This is a genomic window from Cellulophaga sp. 20_2_10 (assembly GCF_023476645.1).
Lineage (GTDB): Bacteria > Bacteroidota > Bacteroidia > Flavobacteriales > Flavobacteriaceae > Cellulophaga.
The window spans coordinates 198,025-219,225 of sequence record NZ_JAMCOJ010000005.1; the positions used below are offsets into that span (position 1 = coordinate 198,025).

The following is a 21,201-nucleotide window of genomic DNA, read 5'->3' on the forward strand; positions in this document are numbered from 1 at the left end:
TTGTTAGGATTTATTAACAAAATCAAACAACTCTTTTTTTTAACATTACATGTAAAAAAAGAATGTTAATTATATGATACCAAGTTCTTTTCCAACCTCGGTGAAAGCCGCAATAGCTTTGTCTAAATGCTCTTTTTCGTGTGCAGCAGACAGTTGAACTCTTATCCTTGCCTTGTCTTTAGGCACAACCGGAAAGAAAAACCCTATTACATATATGCCTCTTTCTAATAGCATATTTGCCATTTTCTGAGAAAGCTTTGCGTCATAAAGCATTACGGGTACTATTGCAGAATCACCATCTATAATGTCTAAACCTGCTGCCTTCATCCCTTTTTTAAAGTATGCCGTGTTTTCTGCTAGCTTATCTCTTAGGGTTGTATCCTTATCTAACATCTCAAAAACTTTAATAGATGCACCTACTATTGCTGGCGCTAAAGAGTTTGAAAACAAATAAGGTCTAGAACGCTGTCTTAGAATTTCTATAATTTCTTTTTTACCGGTAGTATAACCTCCCATTGCACCACCTAAAGCTTTACCCAAGGTACCTGTTATAATATCTATACGGTCTAAAACTCCTTTTTCTTCTAATGTACCACGACCTGTTTCTCCTATAAAACCTGCCGAGTGGCATTCATCTATCATTACCAAAGCATCATACTTATCTGCTAAGTCACATATTTTATCTAAAGGTGCTAGTATACCATCCATAGAGAATACACCATCTGTAACAATTATTTTAAACCTAGAACCATCTGCATTGGCTTGTTTAAGCTGCTCTTCTAAATCTGCCATATCATTATTAGCATACCTATATCGCTTTGCTTTACACAAACGAACACCATCTATAATAGATGCGTGGTTTAATGAATCTGATATTATAGCATCTTCTGCAGATAATAATGGTTCAAAAACACCTCCGTTAGCATCAAAAGCTGCTGCATATAATATGGTATCTTCTGTACCATAAAAATTAGCTACTTTTTGTTCTAGCTCTTTATGTATATCTTGTGTACCACATATAAAACGCACAGATGACATACCAAAACCATGCGTATCCATAGCATCTTTAGCTGCTTGTACTACTTCTGGGTGATTTGATAAACCTAAATAATTGTTGGCACAAAAATTAATTACCTCTTCTCCTGTAGAGATTTTAATAACTGCATCTTGTGGAGACGTTATAATACGCTCTGTTTTGTATAGACCTGCTTCTTTAATCGCGTCTATTTCTTGTTGTAAGTGTTCTTTAATTTTACCGTACATAATTTTTAACTTATAAATTCTGGCGTTATGTTATCATTAATATAGACTATAACTTTAGTTGCTATTTTATAATTCATAGCTTCTAATGCCGCAGCATACTTATTTACTTGTTGGTGATACGTTTTGTTTTCAACACCCGTTTTATAATCTATAATAGCTGCTTCATTATTTGTATTAATAACAACCCTATCTGGACGCAAAAGTAACCCTTCTGCTGTAATTATATCCTTTTCGTTCTTAACAATATTTCCTTCCTTATAATATATCTCTAAATCTGGATGCTCTATTATTGTAAGTACTTTTTGCTTAGTGTCTTTTTTATCTTGCTGGGCTAAATGCCCATCTCTTATTAATATAGCAATAGCCTTATCTACATCTTTTTTTGTTTTAATATAACTAAGGAGTAGATGTATTAAGTTCCCTTTTTCCATAGCTACGTCTCTACCAGTCTCCCACAACATACCAGACTGAGTTAGTATTTTAAAACTTGGTCTATCTTTTGTAGAATATTGATAAGGTATGTGGTTTAGCTCATTAACTACTTTAGCAGAAGCTTCTGCTTCCTCTAAATTACCAAAACTATAGGTAAGCTCAGTGTCTGTCCAAACTCCTATTTGTTGCAGGTACTTAATAAACAAGCCAGAATACTTATTCATATTAGGTTCGCCTTTTGTACTAATCTCTTTTTTACTTATTACATATAATCCTTTAACTGCTCTTGTAAGTGCTACATACAGTACATTAAAGGCGTCCAGTTCCATTTTACTATGCTCTTCTGTAAATAACTTTGCTGCTAACTCACCGTACTCTTCCATTTCTTGCTTCTTAGTAACAAGCATTTCTGTAAAACCATTAAAATGTACAGGATCTACGGGAAGCCAAATCTTCTCGTCTTTACCATATATAAATGAATTTGCAAACGGAAATATAACAATAGGAAACTCTAACCCCTTAGACTTATGAACTGTCATAATCTGGACAGCATTAATATTATCTGGAGCTTTTAAAGACAATTTATCTTTTTTCTTTTCCCAATATGATAAAAAAGTTTGGGCGCTAACACCATCTTTTTGCTCTACATCTAAAACCTCATCCATTAAGCTTATTAGGTATGCGTCTGATGCTTCTGCTAATTTAAATTGATGAATTGCTTTTTCAAAAGCATCATAAACAGATGATTGTTTTAATTTACCTATTGCAAAACCATAATCATTAAGCAAAAACTCTTCTAAAGAGTTTAAATGGGTTTGTATAAAATTATGAGTTCCTTCTTTTTCATCTGCTAAAAAATATAAGATTTCATAAGCTGTATCCTTATCCTTTGGCTGTGTACTGTATTTTAAAAGATTGATAAGAAAAGTTACTTTAGTACTACTCTTTAATAACAAAGATTCTGATGATATAATAGGTATGCTTTGCGCAGTTAAAAAATCTGCTAATACATAACTATGACTATTAGACCTTACTAAAATACAAATGTCCTTATAATTGTATTTTTTTTCTAACGTAAGTTCTTCTATTGTTTCTAAAACAGTAATACAATATAAATCGTTATCATTTTCTTCCTTTTCATTTGGTATAAAAGATAATGTAACCAAACCACCTTCTTTTGTATTTACCTCTTGTTTATTACCAGAAACATACAATTCTGCATAGGTTGGGTTATTTAAAAGCTCACTAGATAAACTAAAAAAACTATTATTAAAATTAATAACCTCTGAATAACTTCTATAATTTTTAGGTAATTCTGCTGTTACGGGCTCTAATACATAAGGCAGCTTTTCTTTATTGGTAAGTTGTATAAACTGTTCTGCTTTACCTCCACGCCACCTATAAATAGCTTGCTTGGCATCACCCACCAATAAAAGAGATCCCATTTTACCATAATCGTCTAAGCTTTCTAGAGCATTACCAATTAGTGGCACTAGGTTTTCCCATTGAAGCTCAGATGTATCCTGAAATTCATCTACAAAATAGTGCCTGTATTTCTCCCCTAAACGTTCATATATAAAAGGAGCTGGCTGATTTTTTATTTCTTTAGAAATAATAGCATTAAAAGAAGCCAATGTTAACTGGTCCCTTTCTTTACAAATAGCATTTATCTCTTTTTGTATTTCGTTTAAGACGGTTAATGGCACAATATTATTGTACACGTTTTTATACAATGCTCTTTGGTAAACACTTTGCTTTACACTTAAATAAATTTCTAAAAGTAAAGGTGCTATATGCTCTGGCGCATTTTTTACGCTCGCTTTAAATATTTTACCATCTCGCAAGTTTTCTTCTAACTTGTTGTTGTACAACTTGGTTGGATTAAACTCACCCTCTATTACTTTTTTAAAATGATTTGGTAATGTTTGCCTTGGAAAATCTACAATATCGATACCTTCTGTATCTATAATAGTTTGTACTGCCTTTGCTTTTTCTATACTACTATCCTCTAAATTTTTTAGAGCCGTAGTAATTGTCTTTTTTAAAGCTAAAAAATCGGTAATACTTTTGGCTTTAAAACTCTTTAAATGCTCTATGTTATTTTCATTAAATAACATTTTCCCTACCTTATTTAAATCAAAAGAGATGTCCCAACTTTTATCATCATCAATTTTTTCAAAAGTAAATTCTAACAATGTATTGGTTAATAATTTATCTGTACCTGCTTTAGCTATTAAACGTTCCACCGCTTCAGCCAAAAGTAATTCGGTATCTAAAACAACTTCAAAATTCTGAGGTATTTTTAAATCTTTAGCAAAGGTTCTAATAAGCCTGTGCGTAAATTTATCTATCGTAGATATATCAAAAAAAGCATAATTATGCAATATACTCTTATGTACTTGCTTAGCTCTTTTTTGTAATTCTTCTGTACTTACACTTAACTCTTTAGCGACATCTAAGAATAAATCTGATGGCGTAACTGTAATACCTGTTTTACTAAAAGCATATAAATTATCTAAAATACGCTGTTTCATTTCGTTTACAGCCTTATTTGTAAATGTAATAGCTAGTATTTGTCTATAACTTTTAGATGTTTCTGAAGACAAAATAATTTTTAGGTATTCTTTGGCCAAGGTGTATGTTTTACCAGAACCGGCAGATGCACTGTATATTTTATAAGGAGAAGTTTCCAAGTAGTTTTTAGTTGCAAATTACATAATATTACAATGTTCTTAACAGAAACCTTATGGAAAATGCTTTAGAATATTGTAAATTTGAGCTACGACATTTTTTTAACTTAAAAATAGATATAATTATGGCTTTTGATTTACCAAAATTACCTTACGCATACGATGCGTTAGAACCACATATTGATGCTAGAACTATGGAGATTCACCATACTAAACATCATAACGGATATACCACTAAACTTAATGGCGCTATAGAAGGTACAGATTTAGCAAATAAATCTATTGAAGATATCTTAACTAATTTAGATATGAGCAATGGTGCTGTACGTAACAATGGTGGCGGTTTTTACAATCACTCTCTTTTTTGGGAAGTTATGTCTCCAAACGGTGGTGGTGAGCCAACAGGAGAATTAGCTGCTGCTATAACCGCTGCTTACGGATCTTTTGATGCTTTTAAAGAAGCTTTCTCTAATGCTGCTGCAACTAGATTTGGTTCTGGTTGGGCTTGGTTATGTGTACATAAAGGTGGTAAAGTAGAAGTTTGTTCTTCTCCTAACCAAGATAATCCATTAATGCCAGGTGTTGGTTGTGGTGGTTTCCCTATCTTAGGTTTAGATGTTTGGGAACATGCATACTATTTAAATTACCAAAACAGAAGACCTGACTACATTGGAGGATTCTTTAATGTTATTAACTGGGATAAAGTATCTGAACTTTACGCTAGTAATAAATAAGAATTATTCTTACAAATAAAAAAAGCCACTCTAAACTTAGAGTGGCTTTTTTTATACCTTTTATTTAAATAGTTTCTGTAAAATAGAAAAGGGCAGAGAAATCTCTACCCTTTTCGTCCCAAATCTTACCATAAACTTAACCTACTTATGCTATGGCTCTGCTAAATTACTGGTATTGTGTCTAATAAAAAAAATATTATGAGAAAAAATTAATGAAAAAAAACGAAAAAATGTAAAAAACATCGATGAAATGCACCCTAATCGCTTGATTACAAGCAAATAAAAAGGCGAAGTTTCCCTCGCCTTTTATCCAAAAACTAATACCAAAACTTGTGCACAAATCTTATAGTACTGTTAAAATTATAGTAACAATTAAAAATTTGTACAAAAATGATTGCATTACAATTTTTAATCTAACTCAAAATACTCTTCATCTGTCATTTCACCATTCTTAATTCTTTCTAATTCCTTAGTATAAGAACGAATGTATTTGTCCATTTCTGGATTAAAAAATTCTGATTTCTCTTGTTTGTAAGAACCATTTAAAACTCCATTATAGTAGTAGAAAAAGTTGTAATCAAAACTAGATGCATTAAGATCATAAGCTCCTAAAAGAAACCCTAATCTTACTGCAGAACGTCTTTGGTAGCTACGACCATGGTGTCCTGGACTAGATGTGTTATTATCACCAATAGATTCTGCAAACTCATAAGCTGCTGCAATCTGAGAAAAACTAGTTTTATTGTACCCGTTTGGTCTTCTTAGGTAATACCCGGCCATACCATCTGCTTCTAACTCCGCCGCCCTTGCTGTAGTTTCATTTTTAGAAGGATAACCATAAGTAAATTGTAATTGGTGTGCATATTCATGTGCTAAAATCATAACATTAGCAATTTGCCCTTGTGCCTTAGCTGCATTATAAATAGCCTGACCATAATAAATTTTACCACTACCATAAGATATAGCATTGTACGTAGAATTTGGATTAGAATTATCTTTTACAAAAGATAAAGGCACTGCTGGCCTTCCCCAAACAGATGCTATCTTAGAATTCTGCGTTTGCATAAAATTTGTTTCTGATGTAGTACCAATTGAGCTAGATAAAAAAGCTGAACTACTCCAGTTACCATCTACATACCCACAATTATGCAATTCCTCTGGAAAAGCATCTGAAATTGCCAAAACAGATTCTTCTGCACTCTCTACATCTGCAACGTCTGTGTCTTTGCTACAAGATTGTAACATCGAAAAAAAAGTAACTCCTAAAACATAGGCTACTTTGCGGTTTAAGTTTTTCATTTCTTTAAAAATTTAAATTAGTTATATATATCACAATATTAATAAATAAATTCTTACAAATAATTAAATATTAGTTTTTTTTTAACAATATATATGAAACCATCGGATTACTAGGCTTTTATCAAATGAATCTACAATTGTTAATCAAGAAAGAGTCAAAACAAAATAAAAAGTGAAAAAATGTAATTGTTTTAGATAGACAGAAAATCTAACGCTAGAAAAGTAATGAAAAATAAAAAGGCGAAGTTTCCTTCGCCTTTTTCCCCAAATCTTACCATGAACTTAACCTACTTATGCTATGGTCCTCCAAAGATATTGTTTAAATAAACCCTGTTAAACAATATTAGTTAAACTATTGAGTTTACTAGACTAAGTGTGCTATTAAAGAGATTTGAAAAAAAAAGAAAATTTACATTTGGGAAAGTAGTAAAAAATAAAAAGGTAGAGTTTCCTCCACCTTTTTCCCCAAATCTTACCATGAACTTAACCTACTTATGCTATGGTCCTTCAAAGATATAGTATGTGGTACACACACACATAATCTATCGGATTAACGTCCATTTCATCAGTCAAACTACATATTATCCGACGTACAGCATAGTATAAAAAATAAAAAGGCGGAGTTTCCTCCACCTTTTCCCCAAATTTTACCATGAACTTAACCTACTTATGCTATGGTAGCCCCTAAATTAGTTATGGAAACACCGTTGTATTGCATAAAAAAGACCAAATACATATTTTACCGATAAAATACACTAATTACACTTTTTATCGACTTAAATTAATATGCACGTTCACTTTTACCTTCATAAAAGTTAATAAAAGCTTTGTTTACGACTCTGTTACCACCTGGAGTTGGGTAATCTCCAGTAAAGTACCAGTCACCTAAATTTTTAGGACAAGCTTTATGTAAATTATCTACTGTTTGATATATAATCTCTACTTCTGCTTTAATTTCTGATGAACTAAGCAACTCTCCTATTTTCTCAGAAACTTCTTCTGGTGTAAATGGTTCGTAAAACTCTTTTACATAGTTTATAATATCTTTATCATCAGAATCTACTTGCGTTAAACATTTTTTATAAATGCCCTCTACAATATGCATAGTATCTCTATCCTTATGTAAGTCTAACGCAGCTCTAAAAGCAATAAAATCTTCTAACTTAGCCATATCTATACCATAACAATCTGGATATCTAATTTGTGGCGCAGAAGAAACTACAACTATTTTCTTTGGCAGTAACCGATCTAATATTTTTAAAATACTCTTTTTAAGTGTTGTACCACGTACAATACTATCGTCTATTATAACTAAATTATCTCCTTCTTTTACAGAACCGTAAGAAATATCATAAACATGGGCTACTAAATCATCTCTACTGCTATCTTGCGTAATAAAGGTTCTTAATTTAGCATCTTTAATTGCTACTTTTTCTATACGTGGCCTTACCTCTAAGATCTCATGTAATTCCTCAGAAGTAATTTCTCTTCCTATAGATAATATCTGTTCTTCCTTTTTACGGTTTAGGTGGTTTTGAGCCTCTTTTACCATACCATAGAAAGATGTCTCTGCTGTATTAGGTATGTATGAAAATACGGTGTTTTTAATATCGTCCTCAATAGATTCTAATATCTGTGGAAAAAGCAACTTACCTAGCTCTTTACGTTCTTGGTATATTTCTTTATCACTACCTCTAGAAAAATAAATACGCTCAAAAGAACAAGCTTTACGTTCTGTTGGTTCTAATATTTGCTTTATATCCATTTTACCACTCTTCTTAACAATAAGAGCGTGGCCAGGATCTAACTCATGTATTTCATCAAATGGAACATTAAATACAGTTTGTATTGCTGGTCTTTCTGATGCAACAACAACAACCTCATCATCCTTATAGTAGTACACTGGTCTAATACCAGCTGGGTCTCTAAGCACAAAACTATCTCCATGACCTAAAAGTCCGGTCATTGCATAACCACCATCCCAGTTCTTAGCTGCTTTCCTTAGAATTTTACCAAGATTTAAACGTTCTGCTATTAACGGTGAAGCTTCTAACTTTGTAAAACCCTCTTTTTTTATTTGCTTATATAGTTTTGCTACGGCGTCATCCAAAAAATGACCTATCTTTTCCATAACAGTTACTGTATCTGCTTTTTCTTTTGGGTGCTGACCTATTTGCACAAGATTGTCAAAAAGCTCATTAACATTAGTCATGTTAAAGTTACCTGCAACAATAAGATTTCTGTGCATCCAATTGTTTTGTCTTAAAAATGGGTGCACACTTTCTATACTATTTTTTCCAAAAGTTCCGTAGCGTACATGTCCTAATAAAACTTCTCCTATATAAGGTATGTGTTTTTTTTGGGCAGCCACATCATCCACATATTCTGGATTTTCTAACATAGCCGTGTTAATACGGTCGTTAATTTGTGCAAAAATATCCTGTATAGGCTGGCTTTCTGCAGAACGCACTCTACTCATATAGCGTTCTCCTTGCTCCATATCTAACTTAATGCTGGCAAAACCTGCGCCGTCTTGTCCACGGTTGTGCTGCTTTTCCATCATTAAATACATTTTATTAACTCCGTAAAAAGCTGTACCGTACTTTTCTTTGTAATACTCTAAAGGCTTTAAAAGCCTAATCATAGAAATTCCACATTCGTGCTTAATGGCGTCACTCATTTCTTATAATTTGATATTAAAAAAAGCCCATAAATGGGCTTGTTGTTATTGTAATTCTATATTAAACTGCGTTAATTCCGCAAACTGACGCAGTCTTTTATCTACTTCAGTTTTTTCTAATTTCTCCATACGTTCTGTACCAAAACGCTCCACACAAAAAGAAGCCAAATTAGATCCGTGAATAATTGCACTTTTTAAATTCTCAAAAGACACATTACCAGATGCTGCTATATGGCCAGAAAAACCACCGGCAAAAGTATCGCCTGCTCCCGTAGGATCAAAAACCTCTTCTAAAGGTAATGCTGGTGCAAAGAATACCTTATCGTCTTTAAACAATAAAGCTCCGTGTTCTCCTTTTTTAATAACCACAAATTTTGGTCCCATTGTTTGTATTTTGGCTGCTGCCTTAACTAAAGAGTATTCTCCAGTTAATTGTCTTGCCTCTTCATCATTAATTGTAATAACATCTATATGTTTAATTACGTTTAACAATTCATCTAATGCATTGTCCATCCAAAAGTTCATTGTATCTAAAACAATAAGTTTTGGTTTTTTTGTCATTTGTTCAATAACACTCATTTGGACGCTAGGATGTAAGTTTCCTAACATTACAACATCTGCTTCTTTATAACTCTCTGGAACTACAGGTTTAAAATCTGCCAATACGTTTAACTCTGTAGCTAAAGTATCTCTAGAATTTAAATCGTTATGATATTTACCTTTCCAGAAAAATGTTTTACCGCCTTTAACTACTTCTAAAGCAGATAAGTCTACATTTTTGCTTTTTAATAGGTCTAGGTGTTCTTGAGGGAAATCTTCACCTACAACAGATACTATTGCAGAGTTCACCTTAAATTGTGATGCAGCTAAAGCTATGTACGTTGCCGCGCCACCAAGAATAACATCTGTTTTACCAAAAGGGGTTTCTATAGCATCAAAAGCTACCGTACCCACAATTAACAATTTGCTCATATAAGTTAATTTTGGTGCAAAGATACATTTTTGAAATAGCAATTCCGAAGCATTAGAACATCAATTTATAAAAACAAGAAAAAGTACTATTTACGACCAAAATCTGCAGGAATTTCTCCCCATGCCTTGGTTTCCCATTTTACAATTGTAGTGGTGTATGTATTTGTTTTTAGCCAATCTTCTGCTCTACGTATTAGCTCAAAAACATCCTTATTCTTTGCGGATTCCGCTAATTTACTGTTGCACTTTTTTTTACGAACCCAACTCATAGCTGTTCTAGAGTCGGTATAAAGTATGCGGTCACTATTGTTTTTCTTTAAATACGCTAACCCGTGCACTAAAGCCAAAAACTCACCTATATTATTGGTTCCTTGCTTAAAAGGTCCTTGTTTAAAAAGCTCTTTTGCCCCTTGGGTAACTACTCCTCTATATTCCATAATACCAGGATTACCGCTAGAGGCTGCATCTACAGAAATAGAATTGTAATTTGGCTGTCCTATTTTATCTAACGCTGTCTTAGATAAGGTTGTTCCTATTTTTTTTCCTTTATAGTCGTCATAATTACCATTAAAAGCCTTTTTTGCAGCTTCAAAAGAAGGAAAAGATTTGTATTGCGCTCCCTTTTCTTTATTAATAGCCGCCTTGCAAGCAGACCAAGAATCATAAATTCCTGGCTTTTTACCTCTCCAAACCGTATAAAATTTTCCTTTTTTACCCATTTAGTTTGATAAAATTTGATCTATTACCTTAGGAAAGTATTCGTACTCCAATGCATGCACTTTCTCTGCAATATTTTCTGGAGAATCTTCTTTAGTAACAGTCGTTTTTGCTTGATGAATTATTGCTCCCTCGTCATAATTTTCATTTACATAATGAATTGTGATGCCAGTTTCGGTCTCATTATTGTTTTTTACTGCATTATGTACGTTCATCCCATACATTCCTTTTCCTCCATATTTTGGAAGAAGTGCAGGATGTATATTTACAATCTTATTTGGGAAGGCTGTCACGAAGTTTTTAGGTATTTTAAGTAAAAAACCGGCCAAAATAATTAAATCCGGATCCATACCCTTAAGTATGCTTAAAAGGCAATCTGACTTAGAAAACGACTCCTTATTAAAATACAACGCACTGATATTTAATCTGTTACATCTGTCAATTACTTTGGCATCCCTTTTGTTAGTAAATACACTGGTGATAGTCACCAAAGGGTTGTCTTTAAAATAATTTGCTATGTTTTCTACATTAGAACCAGAACCAGAAGCAAATAGAACAATACGTTTCATAGAGGGCTATAAAGGGTTATTATTGAATAAAAAATGAGGTGTAAAATTAACACTTCAATATTAAATTAAATTAAAAATTGACACATTTTAACGACAAATGGTGTATTTAAACCAAAGTTTTTTATTTTTGCCTTCAATTAAAATTATTAAAACAAAATTATTATGTCAGACATTGCATCAAGAGTAAAAGCTATAATCGTTGACAAATTAGGAGTTGATGAGAACGAAGTTGTTACAGAAGCGAGCTTTACAAACGACTTAGGAGCAGATTCTTTAGATACTGTTGAGTTAATTATGGAGTTCGAAAAAGAATTCGATATTCAAATTCCAGATGATCAAGCGGAGAACATCGCAACAGTTGGTCAAGCAATAAGTTATATAGAAGAAGCAAAGTAATTTATTATATCTTGAACAAGATTTAAAAAAATATCCATGTGGTAGTCTTGCTGCATGGATTTTTTTTTTTAATTTACACGTATCTAATAAATAGATTTAACAAAATTTGAGTTCATGCAATTAAAGCGAGTTGTAGTTACTGGTCTTGGAGCTTTAACGCCTATAGGCAATAACATAGAAGAATACTGGGATGGGTTGATAAATGGAAGAAGTGGATGCGCCCCTATTACCTATTATGACGCAGAAAAATTTAAAACAAAGTTTGCCTGCGAATTAAAAAACTATAATCCAGCCGATTTTTTTGATAGAAAAGAAGCACGTAAACTAGATAAGTTTGCTCAATACGCTATGGTTTCTGCTGATGAAGCTATCGCAGATTCTAAATTAGACTTAGATACATTAGACAAATTTAGAGTTGGTGTTATTTGGGGAGCAGGTATTGGTGGCTTAGAAACATTCCAAAACGAAGTATTAAATTTTGCTGCTGGTGACGGCACGCCAAGATTTAATCCTTTCTTTATACCAAAAATGATTGCCGATATAGCGCCAGGTAACATATCTATTAAACATGGATTTATGGGACCTAACTATACTACTGTATCTGCATGTGCATCTTCTGCAAATGCAATTATAGATGCACTAAACACAATACGTTTAGGCCATTGTGACGTAATTGTTACTGGTGGTAGTGAGGCTGCTGTAACCATTGCGGGTATGGGCGGTTTTGGAGCAATGCATGCATTATCTACAAGAAACGAAAGTCCAACAACAGCATCTAGACCTTTTGACGCTACCAGAGATGGTTTTGTATTAGGTGAGGGAGCTGGTGCACTTATATTAGAAGAATACGAACATGCTGTAGCAAGAGGTGCAAAGATTTATGCAGAAGTTGCTGGCGGTGGTTTATCTAGTGATGCTTACCACATGACAGCTCCACACCCAGAGGGTATTGGTGTTGTACGTGTTATGCAAAACTGCCTTAAAGATGCAGGCTTAAATCCTGAAGATGTAGATGCCATTAATACACATGGTACTTCTACACCATTAGGAGACGTTGCAGAACTAAAAGCTATTACTAAAGTTTTTGGTGAGCACGCACATAACATTAATATAAACTCTACTAAATCTATGACAGGGCACTTACTTGGTGCTGCAGGGGCAATAGAAGCAATTGCATCTATCCTTGCTATGGAACACGGTATTGTACCGCCTACTATTAATCATGAGCATGTAGATGAGAATATAGATCCTAAGTTAAACCTTACACTTAATAAGGCTCAAAAAAGAGACGTGAAAGTTGCACTGAGCAATACGTTTGGATTTGGAGGGCACAATGCTTGTGTAATTTTTAAAAAAATAAACTAAGATAATGAGTTTTATCTCCAAAATATTTAATTCCCATCCAGAAAAAGATGGGGATTTTTTTTTAGGAATAACACACATTTTAGGTTTTAAACCTAAAGAGATAGGTATTTACCAGAAAGCCTTTTTGCATAGATCCGCAAACAAAAAAGACAAAGACGGGAATCCTTTAAACTACGAGCGCCTAGAATTTTTAGGAGATTCTATGCTAGGCACTATTATTTCTAAATACTTGTATAATGAGGTACCACTAGGAGACGAAGGATACCTAACCAAAATGCGCTCTAAAATTGTTAGCAGAGAGCATTTAAACGAATTAGGAAAAGATCTAAACCTAATTAAATACGTAGAAAGCCGAATTTCTAAATCTCATTTTGGAGAAAACATACATGGCAATGTTTTTGAAGCCCTAGTCGGCGCCATTTATTTAGATAGAGGATACAACTATTGTGAAAAATTTATTCGCGAAAGAGTAATTGGCCCCTATGTAGATATAGAACAATTAGAAGGTAAAGTAATAAGTTATAAAAGTTTGGTTATTGAGTGGTGTCAAAAACAAAAAAAGCAGTTTAATTATAATGTATATGAAGATACAGGTAATGATGCTCTAAAACACTTTGCCGTAAAACTTTCTATAGACAATAACATCATAGCAAAAGCCAGAGCAACATCTAAAAAGAAGGCTGAAGAGCTTGCTTCTAAGCGTGCTTTTTTCGCACTTCAAGACAAAATTAAGCAGTCTAAGTAAAATAATTGTTAACTAAAACGTTTGCGCTCTAAATACCTTGCTTAAACCTTAAAACATACTAGGCTAGTATTTGTTTTAATCCTATATTTACTCTTTCAGACATAAAGAATATGGGAGCTATACATAAAATTTCTGAAGATTTTTTTGAAGATTCTTTTTCATTAATTGCCCTACACAGCAGTCTAGAAGATTATGCAATTGGCTATAATCTTAATTTATTTTTAAAAACTAATTTTAAAAGAGCTAAAATAGATTTAGATGTCAACCAGCGTATTTCATTTCCTTTTTTTGAATGGGAAGACATAGACAATCACAATAATTGGACTTTAATTAGCAACCATAGTAAAATAGAAGAACAAGAGGAACAAGGAGGTCTGTTTGGTAGTGAACTATCATACACAACACATTATCTAGTGCCCGAATATAAGGACGTAGATTATTTTTTAAAGATTGAGCAAGAAGACAAACAAATTGTAGCTGCAATTTTAAAGCAAATTGTAAGTATACCAAAAATTGTAACTGCTTATAGTATTGATGTTGATAACCTAAAATCTAAAAACAACTTAATTTTTTAAGAATGCCAACTAACAAAAAAACAAAAATAGTAGCAACACTAGGACCAGCTACCAGCACAAAAGAGGTTTTAAGAGATATGATTAATTCTGGAGTAGATGTCTTTAGAATTAACTTTTCACATGCAGATTATGCAGATGTTACTGAACGTGTTAAAATGATACGTGAACTAAGTGAAGAATTAGGATCTAACACTTCTATATTAGGAGATTTACAAGGACCTAAACTTAGAGTTGGTGTTATGGCTGGTGAAGTAGTTGTTTCTCCAGGAGATAAAATATCTTTTATTACAGGAAAACCTTTTGAAGGTACAGCAGAAAGAGTATACATGAACTATGCCTCTTTTCCTAAAGATGTTAAGCCAGGAGAATTAGTTCTTTTAGACGATGGTAAATTAATGTTTAAAGTACTTTCTACAAACAAGAAAGACGAAGTAAAGGCAGAGGTTATACAAGGTGGACCATTAAAGTCCAAAAAAGGAGTAAACTTACCTAATACCAATATCTCTTTACCTGCACTTACAGAGAAAGATATTAAAGATGCCATTTTTGCCATTTCAGTAGAAGTAGATTGGATAGCACTTTCTTTTGTTCGTTTTAGTCAAGATTTGATTGACCTACAAACACTAATTAAGAAGCACACAGATCACAAAATTCCTATAATAGCTAAGATTGAAAAACCTGAAGCTGTAGAAAATATAGATAAAATTGTTGCTTATTGTGACGGTTTAATGGTTGCTCGTGGAGATCTAGGAGTAGAAGTTCCTGCACACGAAGTACCATTAATTCAAAAACAATTAGTACTTACCGCTAAAAAAGCGCGTATCCCTGTAATTATTGCTACACAAATGATGGAAACAATGATTACAAGCCTTACACCAACACGTGCAGAGGTTAATGACGTTGCAAACTCTGTTATGGACGGCGCAGATGCTGTAATGCTTTCAGGAGAAACTTCGGTTGGAAATTACCCAGTACAGGTAATACAAAAAATGACTAGCATTTTAAAAAGTGTAGAAGGATCAGATTTAATTTCTGTACCACATAATCCACCTCATGTAAAAACGAGCAGATACATTACAAAATCTGTATGTTACCATGCAGCTATTATGGCTAATGAAATTAAAGCAAAAGCTATTTCTACATTAACAAATAGTGGATATACTGCTTTTCAAATTTCTGCATGGAGACCAAGTGCACATATTTTAGTTTTTACATCTAACAAAAGAATATTAACACAGTTAAACCTTCTATGGGGTGTTAAAGCTTTTTATTATGACAAATACGTTACTACAGATGAAACTATAGATGATGTAAATGCTATTGCTTGCAAAAAAGGATTTCTAGAAGTTGGCGATATGCTTATTAGCCTTGCCGCAATGCCAATTGCAAATAAAGGCATGGTAAATACATTACGTGTTACAGAAATAGAAGCTAGTACAATAAAAAAATAAGAAATTTTTTAAGTTTATACAAGAATCCTGAGTTTACGCTCAGGATTTTTTTGTTTGTAACCACAAGTAATTGTAAGTTAGGCCTACTTTAAAAGACTACTAAGCTAGAGCATTAACACCTGTCTTTATGAAATTTAAATATACCGATACTAAAGTAGATTCTGTTTTTGGAATGACAGACGATATTAAAAAACATCTCACTTATTTTAATACCAATAAAGACACCATAAGTATTTTATGGAACCAAAATAATACGACAGTTACTCTAGAAATAGACAACACAATTGTAGAGCTACACCCAAATCAATTAATTACAACCACCTATTTACACTACGTTTCTTATCAAAAAACAGAAAAACCTTTAACAGCTTTTATGTTTAACAGGCCTTTTTATTGTATTAGAGATCACGATAGTGAGGTCTCATGCAACGGTATTCTATTTTTTGGCACGCAAGAATTGCCAATTGTAACCATACCTAAAGAACAAGAACGCAAATTTAGCACGCTGTATGAGATTTTTATAGATGAGTTTAGTACGTCTGACAAAATACAAGGAGATATGCTACAGATGCTCTTAAAAAGGCTTATAATCATATGCACACGTTTAGCTAAAGAACAACTAACTTTAAAAAAGTTAAATAATGAACAAATAGATATTGTACGTAGATTTAATGTTTTGGTTGATGAGCATTTTAAAACCAAACGCAAAGTAAGTGACTACGCAGACCTGCTTTTTAAAAGTCCAAAAACCCTTTCTAATATTTTTGCGCTTTACAATCAAAACTCACCACAACAAATAATTTTAAGTAGAATTGCCTTAGAGGCAAAACGACTTATGAATTTTACAGACAAGCAAAATCAAGAAATTGCATACGACTTAGGTTTTAACGATCCTGCACATTTTAGTTCATTTTTTAAAAAAATGACCAACTATTCTCCTACCCAATACCGCGAAATACACAAAAACTAACCTTTTCGGGAAGTTTCTACAAGTCGTCGGGAAATTGCTATTAACAAATAACTTGTAATAGGCTGCATCTTTGCATTGTAATTAAAAACAACGCAATCATGAACTTAATACATACATCTATTTTTAACCTAATCGAAATCTTTAGGTCATCAAAAAAAAGCAAACAACAACCTGTATTAGCTACAGATCATTGTGAAAAAAAATACCATCACGATTTCTACTGTGATGCAGAAAAACCTTTTATCCAAAATTTTCAATAATAAAAAATAATAGCAACTGTCATTTCAAAAAATGATTTCAAAAAAAATAATTATGAGCAAATTTAACGTACCAACAAGAGCAGAAGTAAGTGAAAAAAATCAAGTAATTTTTGATTCACTAGAGAAAAAAGTAGGTTTTGTACCCAACTTATACGCAACATATGCATACTCTACAAACGCATTAGAAAACTACCTTAATTTAAGTAGCGCAAAATCATCTTTATCTGCAAAAGAAAAAGAAGCTGTAAACTTAGCCGTTAGCGAGGTTAACAATTGTATTTACTGTTTATCTGCACATACTGCAATAGGTAAAATGAATGGTTTTATAGATTCAGAAATACTAGAGTTAAGAGCTGGTAAAGCTTCTTTTAATTCTAAACTAGATGCTTTAGCTGCTTTAGCCAAAAATATTACAGAAAAAAGAGGAGCAACAGAGACTACTGTTGTAGATAACTTTTTAAATGCTGGTTACACTAAAGAAAACCTAATAGACACCATAGTTTTAGTTGGCGACAAAACCATATCTAACTACGTACACAGCACAACAAAAGTACCTGTAGATTTCCCTTTAGCACAGCCATTAAACGCAGTAGAGGCTTAACACAAAAACAACAAACAATTAAATAAAATAAACAAGATGAAAAATTTAAAAAACACAATCGCATTAGTTGCATTAGTAGTAGGTTCTGTATTTACAAGCAACGCACAAGATAAAATGGACAAAAAACAACCTAAAGTAGTTTCTTTAGAGCAAGTTGAAGGTGAGTTTACTAAGAAAAACTTAACCCTTAGTCAAGGTACGTATGTCTTTGAAATTGCAAACAACAATGTTGGTCATGATGTTGGTTTTGTACTCGTGAAAAAAGGACAAGATATTAGCAAGCCAGAAAACCATATTAAGACAGCTTACGTTACTAAAGCAGTTGCTAATGGTAAAAAAGAAAAGTCTAACCCAACGGTTTTAGAAAAAGGCGAGTATATATACTTTTGTCCTTTAAACCCAACAGCTACAGACAATACAATTACAGTAAAGTAAAGTAAAGTAAGGATATTCTTTTTTTGTGTAAAAATCCTCCTCTAGCATAATTATGTTGGTAGAGGATTTTTTTATTTTAGAGTACGTCTGTTATGCCTATACTTTCACCATTAAAAACAAAATTTTCTCCTTTGCATTTACCAAACAATAACTTACCAATTGGTGTATTTGCAGATATACAATATATATTTTTAGCTCCTAGTGTATACTCACCTGCAGATATAGCTAAAAAGTAATTGTTTTTCTCTGTTAAAACAACACTTCCCAACCCAATAGCAGCTACCTGCTTTATAGGTCTAACTTTAGATAACAATTGCTGCATTTTCTCCGCCTCTAATAACTGCTGCCCCAGCTTTTCTCGTTCTAGCTGCAACATAGCTCTACCGGTCTCGTGCTTATCGCCAGCGCTACTTTTTGTTTCAGAAGTAAGTGATTCTTGCACTCCTGCAATGTTCTTTTGTATTCTAGAAACTCTGTCGTTTACAAAACTTGCACAAAATTTTAAAAGCTCTTTTTTATCTACCATTTTACTATATCTGCTAATTCTTTACCAACCAAGCTACCTATAGCTATTCCCATTCCGCCTAGACGCACACCGCAATACACATTAGGCTCTATCTCTTTTACAATTGGAGCTTTTTGACTACCAACACCCATAATACCACTCCATCTTTGATCTACTTTAAAAGTTGTATTCGGCAAAATAGTCTCTCTAAGTATTTTTTCAAGTTGATGCTGCACTAACTCCGTTTGTCCAAATTCTGAGGTTTCTTCTGTTTTAAAATCTAAGTTCCTTCCTCCGCCAAATAAAATTCTATCATCTATATTTCTAAAATAATAATAACCTTCGTCTAAATGAAAAGTTCCTTTTATATGTAAATTAGGTATCGGTTCTGTTACTAACACTTGCGCCCTTGCTGGCTTAACTTTTTCTTGTAATAGTTCCGCTGCAAAACCATTGGTTGCAACTATTAGTTTCTTCGTCTGTAAAGTAAAATTACCGGTGTCTACAGCTACACCATTTGCTGTTGTTGTAAACGCTTTTACACTTGTGTTATTCAAAATTAAAATACCTTTTTGGTGGACCTTTATTAATAAACTCTGCATCATTTTACCAGTGTCTATTTGCCCTTCAAAAGTATGTGTAATATAGTTTTCTTGTATTTTATTAAAGTTGAATTTATTCTGTGTAGTTACAAATGCATCACCTTTAAAAACAAGATTTAGCAACTTATTTATAGTGCTTAATTTATCTAAACAATGTTGATACAAATTAAGACTAGAGCCTAAAAATAACTCGTGCCCACCGTAATTTTTATATCCAATAGCTGTGTCTCCTAAATTAGATCGCAATAAACTAATGCCCTCTAATCTTTTTTTTACAAGCGATACAACTTCTTCTTCTGAGTGCGAGTTTAAATCTGATACTATTTCTGAAATACTTCCAAAACAAGCAAAACCAGCATTTTTAGTACTAGCTCCTTGTGGCAGCATTCCTTTTTCTAAAATTAAAACCTTGGCTTTAGGATAACGTTCTTTTAAATACAATGCACAGCTTAAACCTACAATACCACTACCCACAACAGTAAAGTCTACTGCAGACAACCACGTTTTATGCTCCCAGTAACTAAAATTCATTTTACTAAAATAAGAACTAAAACCAAGTAAATGTGTGCAAAAATCTTATTTGGCATTTTCTAAACCAAAAAAGAGCTGGGTAATAATATTTATATCTTCCCTTTTTGCTGATAATGAACCCTCTAGACCAACAACACCTTGTTTAACCAAGTTTGCCTTTACATCTAGTGTATTTAAAAGTCCAAATAGTACGCCGGACTTAGGAAAGCTTATATCTCTGTTTAATTTAGAGAAATTAGCCGTAATATCTAAAAAGTTAGCGCTTTTAAACACCTCTGTTTTTGGTGCCTTTTTAGCTGTAGCAAACAAGCTTGTTGTTGCTGTTGATGATACGTAAAAATTATAAATAGGCAATGCAGTAAATACACCCTGTTCTATGGTACCTTGTGTTTGTAGATAAGCCGGAAAACCATCCTTATTTACTCCCAAGTTTACAAACATTTTTGGCGCCTCTTTTTCTTGAACCGTTTTCTCTTCAACCTTATTAAAATTATCATCGTAAGCATACGTAATAATAGTATCTTGTTGTTTGGTTTTACCGTCTATAGCTAAACTAAAAAAACCAGTACTGTACTTAGCAATACTGTCTACCTGTAAATTACTTTTCTGTAAAAAAGAACTATTTTTAAAGGTTGATATAAAATCTTTCTTATGATTATCATCTGCAAAACTATAATCTATATACATCTGTAAAGATGCGTCCGGAAGACTATTTACTATAATTTCATTGGAGAAAACTGAAGATTTATCAACTTCTAATTGTCCAGCTACAGCTAATTTTCCGTCTTCAAAATTTAATCCAATTACACTAGCTCCTTTTACATAAGCAATATGATCTTTTATACTTTTTAGTTTCTGAATTAAACTATTACTCTTATCTGTAATTAACTTTTCATCAACTAAAACATCCTTAAAAACAGCAGTAATTTTTGAAATGTCTATTTTATCTGGCGCAGCTGCAATTGCCAAGTTTTTAGTGTTCCAAGCTATACTAACTTTAGACTTTTCTAAAACTGCATATGTGTACCCCTCTGCAATTTGTATTACTCCTTTTTTCTTTGTTACGTACTCCTTTACATACGCATTAAAATCCGCTGTGTTTTCTATAGGTAACGTTGTAAAAATTGTATTTTTTACATTTTTAAGTGTATATAAAACTGCAGTATATGGCTTTAGGTTAATGCCTTTTTCTACGGTAGAATCTTTCTCTTTTTTACTACTTGAAAACGATATGTTATCGTAATAAAACTTAGGTGCAGATAGTGCATCTAAAACTAAAGTTTCTTTAATACCGTGCAAGTCTATTTTTACAACAGCATCTGCATTTTTATGTACAACACCAATTAAAGAAGATGTGTTGTTTACAAATTTATAGCCCCAATAAACTATACCTAAAAGTATAATCATTG

General features: G+C 32.7%; 19 protein-coding genes. 9 read left to right on the top strand and 10 right to left on the bottom strand.

All coding sequences use genetic code 11. The features are described 5' to 3' along the window. Positions 1–69: 69 nt before the first annotated feature. Both kbl and M4I21_RS11605 read right to left on the bottom strand, forming a co-directional pair. On the bottom strand, positions 70–1,263 hold the full coding sequence (gene kbl / locus M4I21_RS11600; protein WP_249559328.1) for a glycine C-acetyltransferase: 1,194 nt from the start codon (positions 1,261–1,263) through the stop codon (positions 70–72). Positions 1,264–1,268: 5 nt separating this feature from the next. Continuing rightward, positions 1,269–4,388 (bottom strand): UvrD-helicase domain-containing protein, encoded by a 3,120-nt coding sequence (locus M4I21_RS11605; protein WP_249559329.1) that lies wholly within the window; start codon positions 4,386–4,388, stop codon positions 1,269–1,271. A 122-nt stretch (positions 4,389–4,510) separates the two neighbouring features. On the opposite strand from M4I21_RS11605, the gene M4I21_RS11610 reads away from it, so the two are divergent. Then, positions 4,511–5,119 (top strand): superoxide dismutase, encoded by a 609-nt coding sequence (locus tag M4I21_RS11610; protein ID WP_249559472.1) that lies wholly within the window; start codon positions 4,511–4,513, stop codon positions 5,117–5,119. A gap of 408 nt (positions 5,120–5,527) precedes the next feature. Here the strand turns inward: M4I21_RS11610 and M4I21_RS11615 are convergent, their stop codons facing one another. From M4I21_RS11615 to purN, 5 genes are all read right to left on the bottom strand, one after another. After that, positions 5,528–6,418, bottom strand: a complete 891-nt coding sequence (locus M4I21_RS11615) for a neutral zinc metallopeptidase (RefSeq protein ID WP_249559330.1) — start codon at positions 6,416–6,418, stop codon at positions 5,528–5,530. Between the two features lie 781 nt (positions 6,419–7,199). Continuing rightward, positions 7,200–9,098 (bottom strand): amidophosphoribosyltransferase, encoded by a 1,899-nt coding sequence (locus M4I21_RS11620; protein WP_249559331.1) that lies wholly within the window; start codon positions 9,096–9,098, stop codon positions 7,200–7,202. A gap of 45 nt (positions 9,099–9,143) precedes the next feature. Beyond that, entirely contained in the window at positions 9,144–10,070 is a 927-nt protein-coding gene (locus M4I21_RS11625; RefSeq protein WP_249559332.1) for a PfkB family carbohydrate kinase, read from the bottom strand. Positions 10,071–10,156: 86 nt separating this feature from the next. Next, positions 10,157–10,789, bottom strand: coding sequence for a ribonuclease H1 domain-containing protein (locus tag M4I21_RS11630; RefSeq protein WP_249559333.1), 633 nt, complete (start codon positions 10,787–10,789; stop codon positions 10,157–10,159). Then, positions 10,790–11,356: a phosphoribosylglycinamide formyltransferase gene (purN, locus tag M4I21_RS11635; protein WP_249559334.1), complete on the bottom strand. Its 567-nt coding sequence runs from the start codon at positions 11,354–11,356 to the stop codon at positions 10,790–10,792. 162 nt (positions 11,357–11,518) lie between these two features. On the opposite strand from purN, the gene M4I21_RS11640 reads away from it, so the two are divergent. The 8 genes from M4I21_RS11640 (at position 11,519) to M4I21_RS11675 (ending at position 18,154) form a co-directional block, all read left to right on the top strand. Beyond that, positions 11,519–11,752 (top strand): acyl carrier protein, encoded by a 234-nt coding sequence (locus M4I21_RS11640; RefSeq protein WP_008269813.1) that lies wholly within the window; start codon positions 11,519–11,521, stop codon positions 11,750–11,752. Positions 11,753–11,866: 114 nt separating this feature from the next. Next, positions 11,867–13,117, top strand: coding sequence for a beta-ketoacyl-ACP synthase II (gene fabF, locus M4I21_RS11645; RefSeq protein WP_249559335.1), 1,251 nt, complete (start codon positions 11,867–11,869; stop codon positions 13,115–13,117). A gap of 4 nt (positions 13,118–13,121) precedes the next feature. Continuing rightward, entirely contained in the window at positions 13,122–13,862 is a 741-nt protein-coding gene (gene rnc, locus M4I21_RS11650) for a ribonuclease III (RefSeq protein ID WP_249559336.1), read from the top strand. A gap of 110 nt (positions 13,863–13,972) precedes the next feature. After that, positions 13,973–14,437 (top strand): IPExxxVDY family protein, encoded by a 465-nt coding sequence (locus M4I21_RS11655; RefSeq protein ID WP_249559337.1) that lies wholly within the window; start codon positions 13,973–13,975, stop codon positions 14,435–14,437. 2 nt (positions 14,438–14,439) lie between these two features. Next, the gene (gene pyk, locus M4I21_RS11660; RefSeq protein ID WP_249559338.1) at positions 14,440–15,888 is read left to right on the top strand and encodes a pyruvate kinase; all 1,449 of its coding nucleotides are present in this window, start codon (positions 14,440–14,442) and stop codon (positions 15,886–15,888) included. 127 nt (positions 15,889–16,015) lie between these two features. After that, entirely contained in the window at positions 16,016–16,858 is an 843-nt protein-coding gene (locus M4I21_RS11665) for a helix-turn-helix domain-containing protein (protein ID WP_249559339.1), read from the top strand. A gap of 312 nt (positions 16,859–17,170) precedes the next feature. After that, on the top strand, positions 17,171–17,719 hold the full coding sequence (locus M4I21_RS11670) for a carboxymuconolactone decarboxylase family protein (RefSeq protein WP_249559340.1): 549 nt from the start codon (positions 17,171–17,173) through the stop codon (positions 17,717–17,719). 36 nt (positions 17,720–17,755) lie between these two features. Continuing rightward, positions 17,756–18,154 (top strand): plastocyanin/azurin family copper-binding protein, encoded by a 399-nt coding sequence (locus M4I21_RS11675; protein WP_249559341.1) that lies wholly within the window; start codon positions 17,756–17,758, stop codon positions 18,152–18,154. 76 nt (positions 18,155–18,230) lie between these two features. On the opposite strand, the gene M4I21_RS11680 is transcribed toward M4I21_RS11675, so the two are convergent. Genes M4I21_RS11680 through M4I21_RS11690 form a run of 3 tightly spaced genes read right to left on the bottom strand, consistent with a single transcriptional unit; the run spans position 18,231 to position 21,199 of the window. Further along, positions 18,231–18,680 carry a 3-oxoacyl-ACP synthase gene (locus M4I21_RS11680; RefSeq protein ID WP_249559342.1) on the bottom strand — a complete coding sequence of 150 codons (450 nt, stop codon included), beginning with the start codon at positions 18,678–18,680 and terminating at the stop codon, positions 18,231–18,233. After that, on the bottom strand, positions 18,674–19,792 hold the full coding sequence (locus M4I21_RS11685; RefSeq protein WP_249559343.1) for an NAD(P)/FAD-dependent oxidoreductase: 1,119 nt from the start codon (positions 19,790–19,792) through the stop codon (positions 18,674–18,676). Before M4I21_RS11685 ends, M4I21_RS11680 begins: the two co-directional genes overlap by 7 nt. Positions 19,793–19,837: 45 nt before the next feature. Then, entirely contained in the window at positions 19,838–21,199 is a 1,362-nt protein-coding gene (locus M4I21_RS11690) for a hypothetical protein (protein ID WP_249559344.1), read from the bottom strand. Positions 21,200–21,201: the final 2 nt, after the last annotated feature.